20 protein-coding genes are annotated in these 19,659 nt (G+C 58.5%); 8 read left to right on the top strand and 12 right to left on the bottom strand.

What is annotated here, in order from left to right; all coding sequences use genetic code 11:
* Positions 1-26 precede the first annotated feature (26 nt).
* Entirely contained in the window at positions 27-563 is a 537-nt protein-coding gene (locus HUW52_RS05735; protein WP_175553162.1) for an ankyrin repeat domain-containing protein, read from the bottom strand.
* A 60-nt stretch (positions 564-623) separates the two neighbouring features.
* A complete protein-coding gene (gene katB / locus HUW52_RS05730) occupies positions 624-2,165 on the bottom strand; it encodes a catalase KatB (RefSeq protein WP_175553161.1) in 1,542 nt (513 codons plus the stop codon).
* Positions 2,166-2,452: 287 nt separating this feature from the next.
* Between katB and mscL the strand changes: the two genes are divergently transcribed.
* Positions 2,453-2,866: a large-conductance mechanosensitive channel protein MscL gene (gene mscL / locus HUW52_RS05725; RefSeq protein ID WP_016986181.1), complete on the top strand. Its 414-nt coding sequence runs from the start codon at positions 2,453-2,455 to the stop codon at positions 2,864-2,866.
* 44 nt (positions 2,867-2,910) lie between these two features.
* Here mscL and HUW52_RS05720 read toward each other — a convergent pair whose 3' ends face one another.
* Entirely contained in the window at positions 2,911-3,687 is a 777-nt protein-coding gene (locus tag HUW52_RS05720) for a ferredoxin--NADP reductase (RefSeq protein ID WP_175553160.1), read from the bottom strand.
* A 317-nt stretch (positions 3,688-4,004) separates the two neighbouring features.
* Between HUW52_RS05720 and HUW52_RS05715 the strand changes: the two genes are divergently transcribed.
* Positions 4,005-4,715, top strand: coding sequence for an autoinducer binding domain-containing protein (locus HUW52_RS05715; protein ID WP_175553159.1), 711 nt, complete (start codon positions 4,005-4,007; stop codon positions 4,713-4,715).
* A 178-nt stretch (positions 4,716-4,893) separates the two neighbouring features.
* On the top strand, positions 4,894-6,018 hold the full coding sequence (locus tag HUW52_RS05710) for a class I SAM-dependent methyltransferase (protein ID WP_175553158.1): 1,125 nt from the start codon (positions 4,894-4,896) through the stop codon (positions 6,016-6,018).
* A 71-nt stretch (positions 6,019-6,089) separates the two neighbouring features.
* Here the strand turns inward: HUW52_RS05710 and HUW52_RS05705 are convergent, their stop codons facing one another.
* The 3 genes from HUW52_RS05705 to HUW52_RS05695 form a co-directional block, all read right to left on the bottom strand.
* A complete protein-coding gene (locus HUW52_RS05705; protein WP_175553157.1) occupies positions 6,090-6,257 on the bottom strand; it encodes a DUF2474 domain-containing protein in 168 nt (55 codons plus the stop codon).
* A 67-nt stretch (positions 6,258-6,324) separates the two neighbouring features.
* Entirely contained in the window at positions 6,325-7,332 is a 1,008-nt protein-coding gene (cydB, locus tag HUW52_RS05700; protein ID WP_007909749.1) for a cytochrome d ubiquinol oxidase subunit II, read from the bottom strand.
* Between the two features lie 3 nt (positions 7,333-7,335).
* The gene (locus HUW52_RS05695; RefSeq protein ID WP_016986177.1) at positions 7,336-8,778 is read right to left on the bottom strand and encodes a cytochrome ubiquinol oxidase subunit I; all 1,443 of its coding nucleotides are present in this window, start codon (positions 8,776-8,778) and stop codon (positions 7,336-7,338) included.
* A gap of 392 nt (positions 8,779-9,170) precedes the next feature.
* Between HUW52_RS05695 and HUW52_RS05690 the strand changes: the two genes are divergently transcribed.
* Positions 9,171-10,409, top strand: coding sequence for an MFS transporter (locus HUW52_RS05690; RefSeq protein WP_016986176.1), 1,239 nt, complete (start codon positions 9,171-9,173; stop codon positions 10,407-10,409).
* A gap of 12 nt (positions 10,410-10,421) precedes the next feature.
* Here the strand turns inward: HUW52_RS05690 and HUW52_RS05685 are convergent, their stop codons facing one another.
* Complete coding sequence (locus HUW52_RS05685) at positions 10,422-10,967, bottom strand: DJ-1 family glyoxalase III (protein ID WP_175553156.1); 546 nt, start codon at positions 10,965-10,967, stop codon at positions 10,422-10,424.
* A 66-nt stretch (positions 10,968-11,033) separates the two neighbouring features.
* Positions 11,034-11,483, bottom strand: coding sequence for a DUF4879 domain-containing protein (locus HUW52_RS05680; RefSeq protein WP_026000681.1), 450 nt, complete (start codon positions 11,481-11,483; stop codon positions 11,034-11,036).
* 222 nt (positions 11,484-11,705) lie between these two features.
* Here HUW52_RS05680 and HUW52_RS05675 point away from each other — a divergent pair, with 222 nt between their 5' ends.
* Together HUW52_RS05675 and trmA are read left to right on the top strand one after the other, a co-directional pair.
* Complete coding sequence (locus tag HUW52_RS05675; RefSeq protein ID WP_016986174.1) at positions 11,706-13,001, top strand: NCS2 family permease; 1,296 nt, start codon at positions 11,706-11,708, stop codon at positions 12,999-13,001.
* Positions 12,998-14,077, top strand: a complete 1,080-nt coding sequence (gene trmA, locus HUW52_RS05670; RefSeq protein WP_175553155.1) for a tRNA (uridine(54)-C5)-methyltransferase TrmA — start codon at positions 12,998-13,000, stop codon at positions 14,075-14,077. The genes HUW52_RS05675 and trmA overlap by 4 nt, the downstream gene beginning before the upstream one ends.
* 54 nt (positions 14,078-14,131) lie before the next feature.
* On the opposite strand, the gene HUW52_RS05665 is transcribed toward trmA, so the two are convergent.
* Both HUW52_RS05665 and HUW52_RS05660 read right to left on the bottom strand, forming a co-directional pair.
* The gene (locus HUW52_RS05665) at positions 14,132-14,578 is read right to left on the bottom strand and encodes a DUF2442 domain-containing protein (protein WP_175553154.1); all 447 of its coding nucleotides are present in this window, start codon (positions 14,576-14,578) and stop codon (positions 14,132-14,134) included.
* Positions 14,575-15,003: a DUF4160 domain-containing protein gene (locus HUW52_RS05660; protein ID WP_175553153.1), complete on the bottom strand. Its 429-nt coding sequence runs from the start codon at positions 15,001-15,003 to the stop codon at positions 14,575-14,577. The genes HUW52_RS05665 and HUW52_RS05660 overlap by 4 nt, the downstream gene beginning before the upstream one ends.
* Positions 15,004-15,317: 314 nt before the next feature.
* On the opposite strand from HUW52_RS05660, the gene aroQ reads away from it, so the two are divergent.
* On the top strand, positions 15,318-15,758 hold the full coding sequence (gene aroQ / locus HUW52_RS05655; RefSeq protein ID WP_008084592.1) for a type II 3-dehydroquinate dehydratase: 441 nt from the start codon (positions 15,318-15,320) through the stop codon (positions 15,756-15,758).
* 5 nt (positions 15,759-15,763) lie between these two features.
* A complete protein-coding gene (locus tag HUW52_RS05650; protein WP_175553152.1) occupies positions 15,764-16,618 on the top strand; it encodes a shikimate dehydrogenase in 855 nt (284 codons plus the stop codon).
* Positions 16,619-16,735: 117 nt separating this feature from the next.
* Here the strand turns inward: HUW52_RS05650 and HUW52_RS05645 are convergent, their stop codons facing one another.
* Positions 16,736-17,413, bottom strand: coding sequence for a TetR family transcriptional regulator (locus HUW52_RS05645; protein ID WP_016986169.1), 678 nt, complete (start codon positions 17,411-17,413; stop codon positions 16,736-16,738).
* Positions 17,414-17,514: 101 nt separating this feature from the next.
* Positions 17,515-19,416 (bottom strand): 3-dehydroshikimate dehydratase QuiC, encoded by a 1,902-nt coding sequence (gene quiC / locus HUW52_RS05640; protein WP_175553151.1) that lies wholly within the window; start codon positions 19,414-19,416, stop codon positions 17,515-17,517.
* Positions 19,417-19,659: the final 243 nt, after the last annotated feature.

Raw genomic sequence — 19,659 nt, 5'->3', positions numbered from 1 at the left:
AACCGCGATGATAACGCAGCCAACGCTCAGCGCGGCGCGACGGTGCGGATTTCGCCGTTGGCCAGACGCGCGGCGCTATTGCCCAGCGGGTCTTGGGCATTGAGGTCGGCGCCCTTGGCCTTGAGCCCATCGAGCAATTCCAGGCGCTTGAACAATCCGGCGTACATGGCTGCCGTCTGCCCGGCACCATTACGCTGATCGGGGCTGCAATCGGTGGCCATCAAGCGACGGGCGATCTGTAGTTCACCTTTGAAAATCGCCCCCATCAGCGCGGTGTTGCCGCGTTGATCTTGCGCACAGGCATCGGCGCCGGCAGCGAGTAACCGCTCCACCGCCGGCGCTTGACCGTGATAAGCCGCGAGAATCAGCGCGGTGTAGCCTTTGCTGTCGCGGGTATCGAGGGAATAGCCGGACTCGATAAAGGTGTCGAGCATCGGCACGTCACCGCGCCGGGCGGCATCGAAATAGTAATCCTGCAACTGTGCCTTGATCGCCTCAGGGCTTTGCCCGGCCTGCGCTGTAAAGGACAGGCAGGCGAGTAACAGCAAGAGATAGGAACGCATAAACACTCTCCTTGGACAGAACGGGGCCCGAATCAGGCCCCGCGCTGCACGGCGTCGAGATCAGTCGGCGAGTTTGGCTGCCAACGCCTTGACCCGGCTCAGGTCACCCTTGGCCACTTTGGTCACACCAGTCCCGTATTCCGGGTCGGCCTTATAAAGGAAGGACAGGATGATGTGCTTGCTCTCGTCATCGGTGGTCGCCAGTGAGCCGCCGAAGCTGTCGATCAGGTCCTGACGCTCCTGCTGGCTGAACGAGCGATACAGATCACCGGCTTGCTTGAAGTTCTGCTCACGCTGGATCTTCGCCTGCTGCGTGCTGCCCGACAGCGCCGCCTGGCTGTAACGCGCACTTGGCGTCTCATCACGGGTTTGCAGTCGGCTCGGCTGATAGTTCACGCCGCTGTTGCTGGCGCCGAAGTTCATCGCGCCATCCTGATTGCCATTATTCACGGCAACTTTCGGCGCATTGATCGGCAACTGCAGCGCATTGGCACCCAGGCGATACATTTGCGTATCAGCATAAGAGAACACTCGACCTTGCAACAAACGGTCTTCGGAAGGTTCGATACCTGGAACAATATTCGCTGGCGCCATGGCCACTTGTTCGGTCTCCTGGAAGACATTCGCCGGATTGCGGTTCAATACCATTTGTCCAACTTTTCGTTCAGGAATACCCGGCCAGATCTTGGTAGCGTCTAATGGATCAAAATCAAACTTGGACAAATCTTGTGGTTTCAGCACTTGAATGTACAAGTCCCATTTCGGGAAGTTACCTTTATTAATGTTGCTCACCAGGTCATTGGTCATGTGACTGTAGTCTTGACCCTGAACGTTAGCGACTTGCTTTGGAGTCAGATTATTAATTCCCTGCAAGCTCTTCCAGTGAAACTTTACATAGTTAACTTCGCCCTTGGCGTTGATCAACTTGTACGCATGCACACCATTGCCGTCCATCTCTCGATAACTGGCGGGAGTTCCCGAATTCGAATACAGCTCGGTCAGCGTGCGAGTGGCCTCCGGTACATGGGAGAAGAAGTCGAAGCGACGCGAATCGTCATCGAGGTTAGTCCGTGGGTCGGGTTTGAAGGCGTGCACCATGTCGGGAAACTTGATCGCGTCACGGATGAAAAAGGTCGGAAAATTGTTACCGACAAGATCCCAGTTGCCATCGGCCGTGTAGAACTTGGTGGCGAAACCCCGTGGGTCACGCAGGGTTTCCGGCGAGTGATTACCGTGCACCACCGCAGAGAAGCGCACAAATACCGGCGTGCTCTGGCCGGCGGCGAACACCTTGGCCTTGCTCAGGTCGCTAAGATCGTTGGTCACGGTGAAGGTGCCATGGGCGCCGGTACCGCGAGCGTGAACCACGCGCTCGGGAATGCGTTCACGGTCAAAACGCTGAAGCTTCTGAATCAGTTGCACATCCTGCAGCAGCACCGGACCGTTGGCGCCGGCAGTCTGTGAGTTCTGATTGTCGCCCACTGCGGCACCGTTATCGCGGGTCAGCGGCGCGGCGTTAACGGAGAAGGCCAGCAAGCTGGCGGTGAGTACACCGAAGGTACGGCGACGGGGAAAAGCCCCCAGTCCAAGTGCGGAGTTCATATCAGGATCCTCTGGTTGTTTTGGGGCGCATCCAGATGCGCCAACCCAAGGCTAGAGGCCTGCGACGTCGAACATAAATAGAAAGAACGTAACGCCATGATTGATAAAATTGGCTTTCTGATCAGCGGGTTACCGGATATAACGCGCGCGATTGGTGGCACTTTGCAAACTAATCGTCGATTAATGTGTCGATAAAAACGGGCATTGTAAGAAGGTGTTTCGCGCAGGACGCGTTTTGCTGATTTACACTGCGTACACCAAACTCATCTGTAACAAGGAAATAACCTATGGGCGTGCTAAGTGAGTTCAAGGCCTTCGCGGTCAAAGGCAATGTGGTCGACATGGCCGTCGGTATCATCATCGGTGCCGCCTTCGGCAAGATCGTTTCATCGTTTGTCGGCGACGTGATCATGCCGCCAATCGGCCTGCTGATCGGCGGGGTGGACTTCAGTGACCTGGCCATTACGCTTAAGGCCGCAGTGGGAGACAGCCCGGCGGTGGTATTGGCTTACGGCAAGTTCCTGCAGACTGTGCTCGACTTCATCATCGTTGCCTTCGCCATTTTCATGGGTGTCAAAGCCATCAACCGTCTGAAACGCGAAGAAGCCGTGGCCCCTACCCTGCCACCGGTTCCGACCAAGGAAGAGGAATTGCTGGGCGAGATCCGCGATTTGCTCAAGGCACAAAATACACAGCCCTGAACCTTCGGCACAAAACACAACGGCGCCTGCGAGGCGCCGTTTGTTTACCAGTAGTTTTCCACCGCCACCTGGCCAGGCCGACGGGTCAGGCTGAGGCTCATGTGCCGTTTTTTCAGCAAGGCGCGAGTGTCGTCAATCATCTGCGGATTGCCACACAGCATGACTCGGGAGTGCTCGGCCGAAAGCTCCACGCCTGCGGCGCTCTCAAGCTCGCCGTTTTCGATCAGCGTGGTAATCCGCCCAGCCAGCGCGCCAGGGTGTGACTCTCGCGTGACGGTCGGGATGAATTGCAGTTTGTGGATGTGTTCCGTCAGATAATCGCGCTGTGCCAGACCCGCAATCAATGACTGGTACGCCAGTTCGCGCGCCTCCCGGACGCTATACACCAGAATGATCCGTGCGAATCTTTCCCAGACGTCAAAGTCCTGCAGAATCGACAGGAACGGGGCCACTCCCGTACCGGTGGACAACAGCCACAAATCCCGGCCATCGACGAAACGATCCAGGGTCAGATAGCCAAACGCCTGCCGATCCACCAGCAGCGTATCTCCGACTTCAAGTCGACTCAGTTCACTGGTGAATTCACCACCGGGCACCACAATGGAAAAGAATTCCAGGTGCTCATCGAACGGTGAGGACACCATGGAATAGGCACGCCAAACTGTACTGCCATCAGCCTTGATCACACCGAGCCGGGCGAACTGCCCGGCCCGAAAACGAAATCCCGCGTCACGGGTGGTTCGCAAGGTGAACAGGCTGGGCGTCAAGGGTTTTACGTCAAGCAAGGTCTGGCAGGTGAAATTCTCTACGCTGGCTGTCATGAGGCACTCCATTCAACGATTGCCCCCAGTTTCGCGCAAAGCCGCACTCTTAAACACCACTGTTTTGTAATGATATTGCGCGCATTCAACTACCTTTCAAGAATTGTACAAGTCTTGTCAAACGTCACTTGCTAATAAAAACAGTCAAAGATGACAAGTCACATATAACACCACGTACTTAAGATCACGTTATGCAGTTGCCCCTCCCTTTAAGAGCAAAAAAATCAAAACGCAAAGTAGGAAACGTCCTACACTCGTTTGCGTGCTAATCCCGTTGGATCCAACAAGCACCCCAGACATTGCACGGAGCACTTTTAATGGAAACGTGGAAGGAGTCACCGTTAAAGCAACTGACTTTCGCTAAAGGTATTGATACTGCCTACCCGATACTGCTGAGATTTGCCGAAAACCTGGGATTTAATTTCTTTGCAATATCAGTCACTTCACCAAGGCAAGTAACAAAGACGAACGCCCTGCAAATCAATAACTACCCCACCCAATGGAATGAACAATATGAGCAATTGCACTACTCTGAAGTTGACCCGGTAATAGCACACTGCAATCACTCAATGATGCCGGTGATTTGGAATGAAACGCTGTTTTCCAACGCACCGCGACTTTGGCAGGGCTTGCAAGAACAAGGTCTGCAGCATGGCTGGTCACAATCGTTCCATCATGAGGCAAGCGGCTTTTGCAGCATTCTCAGTCTGGCGCGCAAGCATTGCCCGATCAGCCCACTCGAGTTATATGAGCATTTCGGCTACATCTTTTATGCAGCCAGTCATTTGAGCGAATTATTCGCCCGCACACTCCCCATGGCAGCCAAGACCCGACAGCCGCATCTCTCCCCCCGAGAGCTGGAGATTCTGCAGTTATCCGCCGGGGGCAAGACCGCCTACGAAATCTCCAAGATTCTTAGCCTGAGCGAACGCACCGTGAACTACCACGTGCAAAACGTGATCGAGAAGCTCAACGTCTGCAACAAGATCTCTGCCGTCATTGCGGCAGCCAGAGCTGGCATCATCTAGATGCGAGGCCTTGCAACGGTTTAAAACATGCGGGTATTCCCGACGAAAAAAACGTAACATTTACGCCCTTCCTGAGTGATGGCGCAGTCTTCCTCGCGTTGCAGTCCACTCGGTCGGGTTCCGCCGCAAGCTCCCGCTGGCTGCGGGACACTCCTCGATTATCCTGAGTCCCCGCCCCATGCCTTTGCTCGATACACCCTTCGCCCAACTCGACCTGATCCGCCAGCCCGAACAGCAGAACGAACCGTTGCAAGCGTTCGATGCCGCCGATGAATACCTGCTCAACCATCTGGCAGCGCAGCAGCCGACAACTGACACGCGGGTATTGGTGCTCAACGACAGTTTCGGTGCGCTGGCGGCGAGCCTGCTGGGCAAGGTTGCCGTCACCAGCAGCGGCGATTCGTTTCTGGGCTTTCAGGGACTGGAAAAGAACCTGCTGCGCAACGGCCAGGCATTTGATGCGATTCGCGGTGTCGCGGCCAGTGAGCCGTTGGTCGGGCCGTTCGACCGGGTGCTGATCCGCGTGCCGAAAACCCTGGCCCTGCTGGAAGAACAGCTGATTCGCCTGCAAGGGCAATTGGCCCCCGGCGCCGAGGTGATCGCAGCAGCGATGGTCAAGCATCTGCCGCGCGCCGCGGGCGACCTGCTGGAGCGCTACATCGGTACCGTACAAGCCTCACTGGCAGTGAAAAAAGCTCGCCTGCTGATCGCCACCCCTGAGGCAAAAGCGCCAGCAGTGTCGCCCTACCCGTCTCGTTATCGCCTCGACGATCCGGCCATTGAGTTGCTCAACCACGCCAACGTGTTCTGTCGTGAAGGTCTGGACATCGGCACTCGCGCCTTTCTCCCGCATTTGCCGAAGAACCTTGGTGATGCACGCGTTGCCGATCTGGGTTGCGGCAACGGTGTGCTGGCTATTGCCAGCGCCCTGCAAAACCCCCAGGCGCAATACACGCTGGTCGACGAGTCATTCATGGCCGTGCAATCGGCTGCCGAAAACTGGCGTATTGCACTCGGTGATCGCGACGTGACGGTGCGTGCAGGTGATGGTCTGGCCGGTCAGGAGCCGCAATCGCTGGAAGTGGTGCTGTGCAATCCGCCATTCCATCAGCAGCAAGTGGTCGGCGACTTTCTTGCCTGGCGCATGTTCCAGCAGGCGCGCGAGGCGCTGGTGGTGGGCGGCGCGCTGTATATCGTCGGCAATCGCCATCTGGGTTATCACAGCAAACTGGCGCGCCTGTTTCGCGGTGTCGAGCAAGTGGCGGCCACACCGAAATTCGTGATCCTCAAGGCGCGCAAGTAACCTTCAGGCAAAAAAAACCCTCCGCGAGGAGGGTTGCAAAGCCGTACCCGAAGGCGCCGGGACGGGGTGTTTCAGTGAGTCGTCAGGCCTGCAGCGTTCATGAACATGCGCATCAGGCTGGCGGCGATAAACAGCACGCCGACGCTACCGACCCAGATCAAGGCCAACCAGCCGAGCCGCTGCCACAGCGGTTTTTTTTCGGCTTCTTCAATGTCTTGCAGGGAATGTTTGCCGGGCATTGTTTCGATCCTCATCCGTCAGATCGATGGCGCCCTTACCGACGCCATCGCTCCCACAAGGTTTTGCTTAGTGATAACCGTCTTCATGGGTGACCTTGCCGCGGAACACGTAGTAGCTCCAGAAGGTGTAACCCAGGATGAACGGAATGATGAACAGCGTGCCCACCAGCATGAAGCCCTGACTTTGCGGCGGCGCGGCGGCGTCCCAGATCGAAATCGACGGCGGCACGATGTTCGGCCACAGGCTGATGCCCAGACCGCTGTAGCCGAGGAAGATCAGCACCAGGGTCAGCAGGAACGGCATGTAGTTGGCGTTGCGCGCCACGGCGCGGATCAGACCGTACATCGTCACCAGTACCAGAATCGGTACCGGCATGAACCAGAACAGGTTCGGCATGCTGAACCAGCGGGTGGCAATATCCGGATGAGCCAACGGCGTCCAGATACTGACAATACCGATCACGGCCAGCAGTACAAAAGCCAACGGCCGTGCCAGGTCATGCATCTGTTCCTGGAGCTTGCCCTCGGTTTTCATGATCAGCCAGGTGCAGCCCAGCAAGGCGTAAGCCACTACCAGTGCGGCGCCGCAGAACATTGTGAACGGCGTCAGCCAATCCAGTGAACCGCCGGCGAACTGTCGATTGACCACCGGCAAGCCGTCGATGAACGCCCCCAGCGCCACGCCCTGGAAGAACGTCGCCGCCACCGAGCCACCGATGAACGCCTTGTCCCACAGGTGGCGCTTATCATCCTTGGCCTTGAAGCGGAACTCGAACGCTACGCCGCGAAAGATCAGACCGATGAGCATAAAGATCAGCGGCAGGTACAACGCCGACAACACTACCGAATAGGCCAGCGGAAACGCGCCGAACAACGCCGCGCCGCCCAGCACCAGCCAGGTTTCGTTGCCGTCCCAGACCGGTGCGACGGTATTCATCATCACATCACGGTCGACTTTGCCGGGGATGAACGGGAAGAGAATCCCGATGCCCAGATCGAAGCCGTCCATGACCACGTACATCATGATGCCGAAGATGATGATCACGGCCCAGATCAGCGGAAGATCAATACCCATGGCTCAAATCTCCTTGGTCAGGCTGGGGGTGTCGTGATCGGCATCGGCCGAATCGTCGGCAGCGGACAACGGACGCGCCGGTGTGCGCTGTTTGCCTGGCCCACCGTCCGGCGTCTCGGCGCCCTCGCTGATCTTCGGCCCTTTGCGCACCAGGCGCATCATGTAGCCGAGACCTGCGCCGAACAGGGCGAAATACACCACCACAAACATGATCAGGGTGATGCTCATCTGCATGAAACTGTGGTTGGAAGACGCATCCGCCGTGCGCATCAGCCCATAGACCACCCACGGCTGACGGCCAATTTCAGTGGTAAACCAACCGGCGAGAATCGCGATCAGGCCGGATGGCCCCATCCACAACGCCAGATACAGGAACGGCCGCGAGGTGTAGAGCGTGTCGCGTTTGCGCAGCCACAGGCTCCACAGACCGGTGAAGATCATCAGGAAACCGAGGCCGACCATGACCCGGAACGACCAGAACACGATGGTCGAATTCGGCCGGTCTTCCGGCGGAAATTCCTTGAGTGCCGGCACTTGTTTGTCCAGCGAGTGGGTCAGGATCAGGCTGCCGAGGTAAGGGATCTCCACGGCGAACTTGGTTTTCTCTTCTTTCATGTCCGGCCAGCCGAACAGGATCAGCGGCGTGGCTTCGTCGCCTTTGTTTTCCCAGTGCCCCTCGATCGCGGCGATTTTCGCCGGCTGATGCTCAAGGGTGTTGAGGCCATGGAAGTCGCCGATGACTGCCTGGATCGGCGCGACGATCAGCGCCATCCACATCGCCATCGACAGCATGGTGCGGATCGCCGGATTGTCCTTGCCGCGCAGCAAGTGCCAGGCCGCCGAGGAGCCGACAAAGAACGCGGTCGCCACGAACGCCGCCGTCGCCATATGCATCAGGCGATAGGGGAACGAAGGGTTGAAAATGATCGCCAGCCAGTCGGTGGGAATGACTTGGCCGTTAACGATTTCGAAGCCCTGCGGGGTTTGCATCCAGCTGTTGGAGGCGAGAATCCAGAACGTCGAAATCAGCGTGCCGATCGCCACCATGACGGTGGAAAAGAAGTGCAGCCCGCGCCCGACCTTGTTCCAGCCAAACAGCATCACCCCAAGGAAACCGGCCTCGAGGAAGAACGCCGTGAGCACTTCATAGGTCAGCAACGGCCCGGTGACGGCGCCGGCGAAGTCCGAGAAGCGGCTCCAGTTGGTGCCGAACTGGTAGGCCATGACCAACCCGGAGACCACGCCCATACCGAAGTTGACGGCAAAGATCTTCGACCAGAAATGGTAGAGATCACGGTAGGTGTCGTTATGGGTTTTAAGCCACAGGCCTTCTAGTACCGCAAGGTAACTCGCCAGGCCAATGGTGATGGCCGGGAACAGGATGTGGAACGAGATGGTGAACGCGAACTGAATTCGGGCGAGATCGAGTGCCTCTAAACCGAACATATGGCTTCCTCTGTCAGGTAATACCGGCTGCGGACCCGGAGGCCTGCACCCACTGCCCCCACGGATATGGAGTGCGGCGAATTCTGATTCGTTCTTTTTAAACAGCCATCGCAACGCAGGGAGTCTGGCCAACGGGCCACCGGATCAATTCCTTTTGGGTCTTGATCTGGATCAAGCAACGTTGAAAGAGTAGTCCCATTTTTACCGATGAACTGCGTGGTCGTTTGCCGCGTGACAAGTTGCCTCATCGACGGGGCAATGCTCTGCAATGGATTTCTTGCGGCGAGCTTGAGGAAATCGATGTCTGGCTAACTAAATTTTTTGTCATAGCAACTTCCTGTTACAGACTGGTGATAACCTCGCGATTCCCCTCGAGCCAGACCTGCCTTCAGATGCCCAGCCAAGAGCCCCTGCTGTTACGTCATCACCGTCCATTTCTCGCTTTCTGGTTCGCGCGGATCTTTACCGCCAGCGGATTTCAGATGCTCACCGTGGCAATCGGCTGGAACCTCTACCAACTGACCGGCAACGTGCTCGATCTGGGTCTGGTCGGTCTGGTCGAATTCGCGCCGCGCGTGCTGTTCATGCTGCACACCGGGCATGTCGCTGATCGCTATGACCGACGCAAAGTCGCGGCGATCTGCCAGTCGTTGCAGGCGTTGATCGCGCTGGCGCTGGCCATCGGCAGCGCCACCGATCACGTCACCCGCGAGATGATCTTCATCCTCGCCTTCCTGCTCGGCGCGGCGCGCTCGTTCGAGATGCCGACCACGCAGGCACTGCTGCCGAGCATCGTGCCCAGCGCGCTATTCCCTCGGGCAGTGGCGGCGGCGCAATCGGCGCAGCAATCAGCCACCATCGTCGCCCCGGCGCTGGGCGGTTTGCTCTATGCATTCGGCAGCGTCTGGGTCTATGGCCCGACCGTGCTGCTTTACGTCATTGCCTGCACCTTGATGCTCAACCTGCCCGCGCGACAGACGCCGTTGAACAAAGGCAAAGCCACGCTGGATTCGTTGTTGGCGGGGATTCGTTTCATTCGCAGCCGCCCGGACATTCTCGGGGCGATCTCGCTGGACCTGTTTGCGGTGTTGCTCGGCGGCGCCACGGCGCTGCTGCCGGTGTTTGCCAAAGACATTCTGCTGACCGGGCCGTGGGGCCTCGGCCTGCTACGTTCGGCACCGGCGGTCGGCGCACTGGGGATGTCGCTGTTCCTCGCGCGGTTTGCCGTGGAGCGCAATGTCGGCCGGGTGATGTTCACCGCGGTCGGCATCTTCGGCGTCGCCACCATTGCTTTCGGCCTGTCGACCTCGTTCTGGTTTTCGCTGGCAGTGCTGGTGGTACTCGGCGCGGCGGACATGATCAGCATGGTCATCCGTGCGTCTTTCGTACAACTGGAAACCCCGGACGAAATGCGCGGCCGGGTCAGCGCGGTGAACGGGTTGTTTATCGGTGCTTCAAACCAGTTGGGCGAATTCGAATCCGGCGTCACCGCCCACTGGTTCGGCACGGTGCCGGCGGTGGTGATGGGTGGAATCGGCACGCTGGTGGTGACCGGGACGTGGATCAAGTTGTTCCCGACGCTGGCGAACCGGGACCGGATGCATGTGCCGGTGGAAGAGGTGAAGGTCTGAAACGATCCAGACCTACAACTCCCCAGCCACTTTCCCCCGCAACGCCTTGCCGCCGAGTTGCTCGACCAGCGTCAAGGCAAACTCCAGCGCAGCGCTGGAGCCTTGCGCGGTGATGCAATTGCCGTCCACCAGCACCGGTTGATCAACAAACGTACAGCCCGAGAGTTGATGACTGGCGCTGGGCAGGCAGGTCATGCGCCGCTGGCGCAGCACGCCGAAGCTTTGCAGGGCGACGGCCGGGGATTCGGCGATGGCGGCGAACAGGCGTCCGGCGCTGGATTGATCCTTGAGCAGTTGTTGCAGCGGTTGATGCGCTGCCAGGTGTTGTGCACCGACGGCGCCGCCGGGCAGGACGATCAGGTCGAAGGTTTGCGCCAGCACATCGACCAGCATGCCGTCAGCGGTCAGACGCGTACCGCGGGCGCAGGTGAGCATGCGTCGTCCTTCAATACTGGCGGCGACCACTTCTACGCCGGCGCGGCGCAGCACGTCGATCAGGGTCACGCTTTGCAGATCATCGATGCCCTCGGCGAGGGTAATCAGGGCTCTAAAGGTCATGGGCGCTATCCGCTGGGTAATACTTGAAGCGTAGTCAGCTTCACCCGGATCGCGCTGCAACAGCCGTTACTTGATGTAAAGCTGGGTCGACATCGTGTTGCGTGGCGCGTTGATCGAGGTGTTGCTGAAGGTAAAAGTGCCTTCCTGTTTGCCCGCCAGATCGAAGGTATACAGGGAACCGACGGTTTTATTACCGGGAGTGCATTCGGTCAGATTGCCGTTATCAAAGGCACACACCGGCGCTCGGGTTCCGTTCACTTCGAATCCGTCCAGTGCGACCTGAGGCTGGCTCTTGCCGTAGCCGACTTCGAGCACGTAGACCTTGATATTCGGTCCGCTGTGATTGCATTGGGTCTGCGCCTGCCCATCGCCGATGTCTTCAAGACCGCAGGCAGGCGATTGCACCTTGATGACTTTCACTTGCGTCAACGGCGGTGCCGATGCTGCCCAGGCCGGCGACATCCCGGCCGTCAGCGTTGCGATTAACCCGAAAGCGTTCATCCAGCGCTTGCTCATGCGTCCCCCCCACTGAAAAAATCAGCGCGCAGTATGGCGCAGTTGGCTTCAACGCAAAACTTCGCCGACGATCGACACCAACAACCGCCATATTCCTCACGCTGCTGGTATGATGCGCGGCTTTTTCCGGCCCACCACAATTTTCCAGGCGCTTGCGACGGTCTGTGCTTTGCTGTTGAGGTCGATACATTCACGGCGCTACGCGCGCCACGGGGAGCAGACATGCTGGAAAGGCTGTTTCAACTCAAGGCACACAACACCAACGTGCGCACCGAGATTCTCGCGGGCATCACGACTTTCTTGGCCATGGCCTACATTCTGTTCGTCAACCCGAGCATTCTCGGCGAGACCGGCATGGACAAAGGCGCGGTGTTCGTCGCCACCTGTCTGGCGGCTGCCATCGGTTCGACCGTGATGGGCCTGATCGCCAACTACCCGATCGCCCTCGCACCGGGCATGGGTCTGAACGCCTTCTTCACCTACACCGTGGTCCTGCACATGGGCCACACGTGGCAAGTGGCGCTGGGCGCGGTGTTCATTTCCGCGGTGCTGTTTTTCCTGCTGTCGATCTTCCGCATCCGTGAATGGATCATCAACAGTATCCCGCTGCCGCTGCGCTCGGCGATTGCCGCCGGTATCGGCCTGTTCCTGGCGCTGATCGCCCTGCACAACGCCGGCATCGTCGTCAGCAACCCGGCGACCATGGTCGGCCTCGGTGACCTGAAACAACCGGCACCGATTCTCGCCACCCTCGGTTTCGCCCTGATCGTCGCCCTCGAAGCGCTGAAAGTACGTGGCGCTGTGTTGATCGGCATTCTGGCGGTGACCATCGTGTCCATCGCCATGGGGTTCACCCCGTTCGGCGGCGTGACCTCGATGCCACCTTCGCTGGCCCCGACCTTCCTGCAACTGGACATCAAAGGCGCACTGGACATCGGTCTGGTCAGCGTGATTTTCGCGTTCCTGTTCGTCGACCTGTTCGACAACTCCGGCACCCTGATCGGCGTCGCCAAGCGCGCCGGCCTGATGGGCAAGGACGGCCACATGCCGAAAATGGGTCGCGCACTGATCGCTGACAGCACCGCGGCCATGGCCGGTTCGTTGCTGGGTACCTCGACCACCACCAGCTACATCGAATCCGCTGCCGGCGTGAGTGCGGGCGGCCGTACCGGTTTGACGGCCATCGTTGTGGCGATTCTGTTCCTGCTGGCGCTGTTCTTCTCGCCACTGGCGGCCAGCGTTCCGGCCTTCGCCACCGCACCAGCGCTGCTGTTCGTCGCCGTGTTGATGACTTCGGGCCTGGCGGAAATAGACTGGGACGACATCACCGTCGCCGCACCGGTCGTGGTGACCGCACTGGCCATGCCGTTCACTTACTCGATCGCCAACGGCATCGCCTTCGGTTTCATCTCCTGGACCGTGATCAAGCTGCTGTCGGGCCGTGCCCGTGAGCTGAACCCGGCGCTGGTGATTCTGTCGATTCTGTTCGTGATCAAGTTGGGTTGGTTCAACGCATGACTTTCGATTCCCAGGCCTACGCCGAGCAACTTCAAGCCAAGGTCACGCGCTTGCGTGATCTGCTGGCGCCATTCGATGCCCCCGAGCCAACGGTGTTCGCCTCGCCGCTGCAGAACTTCCGTCTGCGCGCCGAATTCCGCCTGTGGCGCGAAGGCGGCGAGCGGCATTACGCGATGTTCTCCCAGGATGACAAACGCACGCCGATCCTCATCGAAGAATTCCCGATTGCCAGCCTGCGCATCAATCAGTTGATGCCGCAGTTGAAGGCGGCGTGGCAGGCCAGTTCGGCACTGAGCCACAAGCTGTTTCAGGTGGAGTTTCTGACCACCCTGTCCGGCGATGCGATGATCACCCTGTGCTATCACCGTCCGCTGGACGAACACTGGCACGCGGCAGCCACCAAGCTATCGGCGGATCTCGGCGTCAGCATCATCGGTCGCTCGAAAGGTAAACGCGAAGTGCTTGGCCTCGATTACGTGGTCGAGAAACTCGAAGTCGGCGGTCGCACTTTCAGCTATCGCCAGCCGGAAGGCGCGTTCACCCAGCCAAACGGCACGGTGAACCAGAAGATGCTCAACTGGGCGTACGAGGCATTGGGCGATCGCACGGACGATCTGCTGGAGCTGTACTGCGGCAACGGCAACTTCACCCTGCCGCTCGCCACCCGCGTACGCAAAGTGCTGGCCACCGAAATCAGCAAGACCTCGGTCAACGCGGCATTGAGCAACCTCAGCGAAAACGCTGTGGATAACGTCACTCTGGTGCGTTTGTCCGCCGAAGAACTGACCGAAGCGCTCAACGACGTGCGCCCGTTCCGTCGCCTGCAAGGCATCGACCTGAAGAGCTACGAGTTCGGCAGCGTCTTCGTCGATCCGCCGCGCGCCGGTATGGACCCGGACACCTGCGAGCTGACCCGGCGCTTCGACAACATTCTGTACATCTCCTGCAACCCGGAAACCCTGGCGGCCAACATCGCCCAGTTGCACGACACGCACCGTATTACCAAATGCGCGTTGTTCGACCAGTTCCCGTGGACGCATCACATGGAATCGGGTGTGTTGCTGACTCGCCGTTGATTGCGGCATAGCAGATAGGAAAAAGCCGTCGTGATTGACGGCTTTTTTGTGGTTTTACAACGCGGGATCGGCCTTGCGTGGTCGCCCGCCCTTCTTGCCATTCGCTCGAGCAGCTTCGGACTTTGCAGCACTGCTTTGACGACCGTTACGCGATGCAACCACCGACGCAGCCATCTTCATGAGTGACTGGCTCGCTGAAATCATCCCGGCAATGGAAACGTCAAGGTCTTTGCCCTCATGGCAAAGCGCAGTGCCTGCGAATCCGACGGTTAGTCCCTCGTAATCGCCTGCATCAAACCCGTCAAACTCTGGATACTGGTTCACCGGAAGCACCACACCGCTGCCATCCTCAAAACGGATGACCAGAGATGATTCTTCAAAGGTTACGGAGACAGCCTGCAAGCTACTCGCTCGGCGTGCCTCCCCTTGCAGGATGGCAGCGTCGATCATCTCCTCCGTCAGTGGACGATGTGTGGATGGCTTAGCCTTGATGACTTTCATAAATCGATTTCCACTCCTTCCAATGCGCCTATCAATGTCAGAAGAGTTTTGCCCTCTTCTGGCAGATAACGCGCCGATCCCACTCTGTATGTCTTGTCAGTGACGAGTTTCATCCCCAGCAATTCGTTTGAATGGCTGTCCCACAATTGATTGTCGAGACAGACAGTTTGCAATCTTGACCACCAGATCCCGCGTGCTCGTCGCAGATGAGCAGGCTGCTCAAGAGATCGACACAAGCCTTCCAGCACGGTTAACGGTGGTCGACGAGAAAGTGGCATGACATCCCAAAGCTCAATTTCGTTGTGCCAGAAACTGAACTGTAATCGGGCGCTCCAGCTACCTGCATTCACGTGAACGTGCGGGGGGCAATGCTCATCTCGCAACATGATGACAATCGACAATCCTTTGTAGCTGCACACCTTCATGCTAACCCATCCGTTAGGTTAATAAGTTTCAGGATTCGAGATTCCTTTCAAATCCGACGACTGGTGATCGGCACATGACGTTTCACCGCTTTTCAGGCTAGCGTCGGAACGGGTCATGAGTCGGTCAATCTCCGGTAAAAAACGTAAGCAAAGCTGTCGTCATATCGACATCAATATTGCTTCTGTGCGATCACCGAACATAAAACGCCACGTCCATTTTTGTTCAATTGACCATGGTAACCATCTAGTACATTTTATCTCCACAGGCTGAAATCCTCGGCCAAAGCCAAAAACAATAAGTGGAGTTACCCCTCATGCCCCCTATCGTTCTGGTGCTCAACGGCCCGAACCTGAACCTGCTCGGCACCCGCGAGCCGGCGACTTACGGTCACGAAACCCTTGCGGATATCTCGGCTCTGTGCGGTCGCGCTGCCGAAGAATTCGGCCTGGCCGTGGAGTTTCGCCAGACCAATCACGAAGGCGAACTGCTTGACTGGATTCACGCCGCCCGCGGCCGTTGTGCCGGGATCGTGATCAATCCGGCGGCGTGGACGCACACCTCGGTAGCGATTCGCGATGCGCTGGTGGCCAGCGAACTGCCGGTGATCGAAGTACACCTGTCCAACGTCCACGCCCGAGAACCGTTTCGTCATCACTCGTTTGTCTCGGCGATTGCCACGGCGGTGATGGCCGGGTTTGGCAGTCATGGCTACCGCTTGGCGCTGGAACATTTCAGCCAGCGGTTGAAGGGGTAACGCGCATGTCTCGCTCTAACGTAATACTCGCCGGGCTGATTGGCGCCGGCATTCAGGCCTCGCGCACGCCGGCGCTGCATGAGCACGAAGGTGATGCCCAAGGTCTGCGTTATCTGTATCGACTGATCGATCTCGATCAACTGAAAATGGACAGCGCCGCCCTGCCCGACCTGCTGCTGGCGGCCGAGCGGATGAATTACACCGGGCTGAACATCACGTTCCCGTGCAAGCAGGCGATCATCCCGCTGCTCGATGAACTGTCGCCGGAAGCCAAGGGCATTGGCGCGGTGAACACGGTGGTGTTGAGGGACGGCAAACGTGTCGGCCACAACACTGACTGCCTCGGTTTTGCCGAAGGTTTTCGCCGTGGCCTGAAGGACGCTGCCCGTACACGTGTGGTCCAGATGGGCGCCGGTGGCGCCGGTGCGGCGGTGGCCCACGCATTACTGAGCGAAGGCGTGCAGCAACTGACTATTTTCGATGTCGACAGTGAGCGCGCCGTGAGCCTGGCGAACAATCTCAATGAGCATTTCGGCTCCGGTCGCGCGGTGGCCGGCCATGATCTACCGAGCGCGTTGAATGAAGCTGACGGGCTGGTGAATACCACGCCAATGGGTATGGCCAAACTGCCGGGCATGCCGGTGCCGGTCGAGCTGCTGCGCAAGGAATTGTGGGTGGCCGAGATTGTGTATTTCCCGCTGGAAACCGAGCTGCTGCGCAATGCCCGCGCGCTGGGTTGCCGGACGCTGGACGGCGGCAACATGGCGGTGTTTCAGGCGGTGAAGGCGTTTGAATTGTTCAGTGGCGTGGTGCCGGATGCGCAGCGGATGCTCGCGCATTTTCAAAGCATGAATGGTTGAAGATCAACCTTATCCCCCTGTGGGAGCGAGCTTGCTCGCGAAAGCGGTATATCAGTCAGCAGAGGTATAACTGACCAGACGCTTTCGCGAGCAAGCTCGCTCCCACAAAGGTCGGTGTCAGGCCTGCAGATAGCGCAGCACCGATTCGCAAATCATCTCGCGATGCCGTTGCTTGATGCTTTCATCCGGCAGATCGATCTGAAAAATCTCGCCAAATGTGTGCCGGTTCGACACGCGATAGAAGCAGAACGAACTGATCAGCAGATGCACATCCAGCGCATCCAGCCCCGCACGGAAGACGCCCTCCTCAGCACCACGACGCAGAATCTCGCCGAGCGAATCGAGGATGGTGTTGTTCATCGCCTTGATCGCATCGGAACGCTTCACGTATTCGGCGTTGTGGATGTTTTCGATGCTGACGATGCGCACGAAATCGACGTTGCGGTCGTGGTGATCGAAGGTGAATTCGACCAGTCGCCGAATCGCCTCCACTGGCGCCAGCTCAGCCAGGTGCAGGCGGTTTTCGGTGCTGCGGATATCGCCGTAAAGCTTCTCCAGCACCTCGACGTACAACTGCTCCTTACTGCCGAAGTAGTAATAGATCATGCGCTTGGAGGTGTGGATGCGCTCGGCGATCGCATCAACGCGAGCACCGGACAAGCCTTGCTGGACGAACTCGACGATCGCCTCCTGCAGGATGTTCTCGCGGGTCTTTTCCGGGTTGTTCTTGCGACTCTTGCGCGGCTCTACAGCGGAAACTTCAGGAGCTGCGGAAAGTTCTGTATTCATCGTCATTGCGGGCTCACGGCCATCACTGCACAGGCGGCGATTATGGGCCGCGCTGCACAGTGAAGGAAGCCGCGCGGCCTGTGTTTAATCCCGCGCTTACGAATTTCCTACAACTTCGCCTGGCGCACTGCACCACTGCGTGATTTGGCCATCGCCGCCAGACGCACCGCGACGTTCGCTGCGCCGTAACCGGCATAGCCGTTCTTGCGCTGAATGATCTCGAAGAAGAAACGCCCTTCGAACGGTTCGGTGTAGACGTGGAACAGCTCGCCGCCCTGCGCATCACGGTCATACAGAACGTTGTAATACGCCAGCTCACTGAGGAATTCGTCGTCGAAATCGAAGCGCGCGGCGAGGTCGTCGTAATAGTTGAGCGGAATATCCAGCAACGGCACGCCGGCCTCTTTGGCTCGACTGACTTCGGCGAAGATGTCGTCACAATCGAAGGCGATGTGGTGCACACCGGAACCGCGATAACTCGACAACGCGTGGGAGATCGCGGTGTTGCGGTTCTCGGAAATATTCAGCGGCAAGCGGATCGAACTGTCGCGACTGCGCAGTGCGCGGCTCTTCACCAGCCCGTACGGATCGGGCAATACCACTTCATCGTCCGCCTCGAAATCCAGCAGGCTCTTGTAGAACAGCACCCAACTGTCGAGGCTGTCGGCCGGCAGCGCCATGGCCATGTGATCGATACGCTTGAGACCGCCGCGTGCCGGCGCATCTGCCAGCAGATTGAAATCGGTGCCGTAGACATCGGCCTGTTCATCCACCAGATAAATCAGGCTGCCGTCCGGCGCGCGCACCGCTGCCAGCTCCAGTTCATTAGGGCCGACCAGTCCGCGATAGGGCTGACCTTTGTAGGCGACGGCGCGGGCCAGCGCACTGGCGCTGTCCTTGACCCGCACGGCGGTGGCGCACAGCGACGGGCCGTGCGCCTCGAAAAAGCTGTGAGCAAACGAATACGGTTCGGAGTTGAGGATCAGGTTGATGTCGCCCTGGCGCAACAGACTCACACTCTTGGAGCGGTGTTGCCCGGCCTTGACGAACCCGAGGCGCTCCAGCCAGTTCGACAGCTTGGCGCCGAGGCTTTCATCAACGGCAAACTCAAGAAACTCGATGCCGTTGTACTCACTGGCCTTCGGCGTTTCGAAGAGAATTTCGCGGTTGGCCACAGGCTGGGTTTCCTGCTCCAGACGCTGGCGGGTCTTCTCTTCCAGATACAGCAGCGAGCGCAAACCGTCGGCGGCATTGGCCCGTGGCGGTGCGGCGCGGAAGCCGTCGTTGAAAATTTCCAGAGACAGCGGCCCGGTGTAACCACTCTGGATGATCGGCGCGAGGAACCCCGGCAGATCGAATTCGCCCTGCCCCGGGAAGCAGCGGAAATGCCGGCTCCACTCCAGCACATCCATCGCCAGAATCGGCGCGTCGGCCATCTGCACGAAGAAGATCTTGTCACCGGGAATGTCGGCGATAGCGCTTGGATCGCCCTTCAACGACAAGGTATGAAAGCTGTCGAGCAACACGCCAAGGCTCGGGTGATCGGCCTGACGCACGATGTCCCAGACCTGTTGATAAGTGTTGACGTGACGGCCCCACGCCAGCGCTTCGTAACCAATGCGCAAGCCGCGTGCGCCGGCGTGCTCGGCCAGCAGCCGCAGGTCATCAACCAGGATTTGTTGATCGCCGACGCTGTCGGCCGAGGCATTGCTGCAGACCAGCACCAGATCGGTGCCCAGTTCCTGCATCAGGTCGAACTTGCGTTCGGCGCGCTCGAGATTGCGCGCCAGGCGATCGCGGCGGCAGCCTTCAAAATCGCGGAACGGCTGAAACAGCGTGATGGCGATGCCGAGGTCGGCGCACATCTGTTTAATTTCCCGCGGACTGCCGTCGTAGTACAGGAGGTCGTTTTCAAAAATCTCCACCCCGTCGAACCCGGCGGCGGCGATGGCTTCGAGTTTTTCCGGCAGGGTGCCGCTCAAGGAAACGGTGGCAATGGAACGCTGCATGTTTCAACTCCCGGACTGCGCCGCTTTAATGTAGGAGTTGCCGCAGGCTGCGATCTTTTGATGTTGCTTTTCAAATCAAGATCAAAAGATCGCAGCCTTCGGCAGCTCCTACATGGGATGGGTTTTTATAGTGGGGAAATTATTGGCTGCATCGAACGTGGCAGCAATTTAAAGTGTACTACCCGGTTAGTTTTGCGTGCGATTATCGAACACAATGGCGGTTTGGCGAATTGACGATTTTTC

Origin of the sequence: Pseudomonas sp. 43A (genome assembly GCF_013363935.1) — a bacterium.
Classification (GTDB): Bacteria; Pseudomonadota; Gammaproteobacteria; order Pseudomonadales; family Pseudomonadaceae; genus Aquipseudomonas; species Aquipseudomonas crudilactis.
Note: the sequence above shows the minus strand (reverse complement) of the source record. Positions and strands in the feature narration are given on the sequence as shown.

Coding starts and splice junctions, on each gene's coding strand:
- HUW52_RS05735 (WP_175553162.1), bottom strand. CDS start 563: ATGCGTTCCTATCTCTTGCTGTTACTCGCCTGCCTGTCCTTTACAGCG.
- katB (WP_175553161.1), bottom strand. CDS start 2,165: ATGAACTCCGCACTTGGACTGGGGGCTTTTCCCCGTCGCCGTACCTTC.
- mscL (WP_016986181.1), top strand. CDS start 2,453: ATGGGCGTGCTAAGTGAGTTCAAGGCCTTCGCGGTCAAAGGCAATGTG.
- HUW52_RS05720 (WP_175553160.1), bottom strand. CDS start 3,687: ATGACAGCCAGCGTAGAGAATTTCACCTGCCAGACCTTGCTTGACGTA.
- HUW52_RS05715 (WP_175553159.1), top strand. CDS start 4,005: ATGGAAACGTGGAAGGAGTCACCGTTAAAGCAACTGACTTTCGCTAAA.
- HUW52_RS05710 (WP_175553158.1), top strand. CDS start 4,894: ATGCCTTTGCTCGATACACCCTTCGCCCAACTCGACCTGATCCGCCAG.
- HUW52_RS05705 (WP_175553157.1), bottom strand. CDS start 6,257: ATGCCCGGCAAACATTCCCTGCAAGACATTGAAGAAGCCGAAAAAAAA.
- cydB (WP_007909749.1), bottom strand. CDS start 7,332: ATGGGTATTGATCTTCCGCTGATCTGGGCCGTGATCATCATCTTCGGC.
- HUW52_RS05695 (WP_016986177.1), bottom strand. CDS start 8,778: ATGTTCGGTTTAGAGGCACTCGATCTCGCCCGAATTCAGTTCGCGTTC.
- HUW52_RS05690 (WP_016986176.1), top strand. CDS start 9,171: ATGCCCAGCCAAGAGCCCCTGCTGTTACGTCATCACCGTCCATTTCTC.
- HUW52_RS05685 (WP_175553156.1), bottom strand. CDS start 10,967: ATGACCTTTAGAGCCCTGATTACCCTCGCCGAGGGCATCGATGATCTG.
- HUW52_RS05680 (WP_026000681.1), bottom strand. CDS start 11,483: ATGAGCAAGCGCTGGATGAACGCTTTCGGGTTAATCGCAACGCTGACG.
- HUW52_RS05675 (WP_016986174.1), top strand. CDS start 11,706: ATGCTGGAAAGGCTGTTTCAACTCAAGGCACACAACACCAACGTGCGC.
- trmA (WP_175553155.1), top strand. CDS start 12,998: ATGACTTTCGATTCCCAGGCCTACGCCGAGCAACTTCAAGCCAAGGTC.
- HUW52_RS05665 (WP_175553154.1), bottom strand. CDS start 14,578: ATGAAAGTCATCAAGGCTAAGCCATCCACACATCGTCCACTGACGGAG.
- HUW52_RS05660 (WP_175553153.1), bottom strand. CDS start 15,003: ATGAAGGTGTGCAGCTACAAAGGATTGTCGATTGTCATCATGTTGCGA.
- aroQ (WP_008084592.1), top strand. CDS start 15,318: ATGCCCCCTATCGTTCTGGTGCTCAACGGCCCGAACCTGAACCTGCTC.
- HUW52_RS05650 (WP_175553152.1), top strand. CDS start 15,764: ATGTCTCGCTCTAACGTAATACTCGCCGGGCTGATTGGCGCCGGCATT.
- HUW52_RS05645 (WP_016986169.1), bottom strand. CDS start 17,413: ATGACGATGAATACAGAACTTTCCGCAGCTCCTGAAGTTTCCGCTGTA.
- quiC (WP_175553151.1), bottom strand. CDS start 19,416: ATGCAGCGTTCCATTGCCACCGTTTCCTTGAGCGGCACCCTGCCGGAA.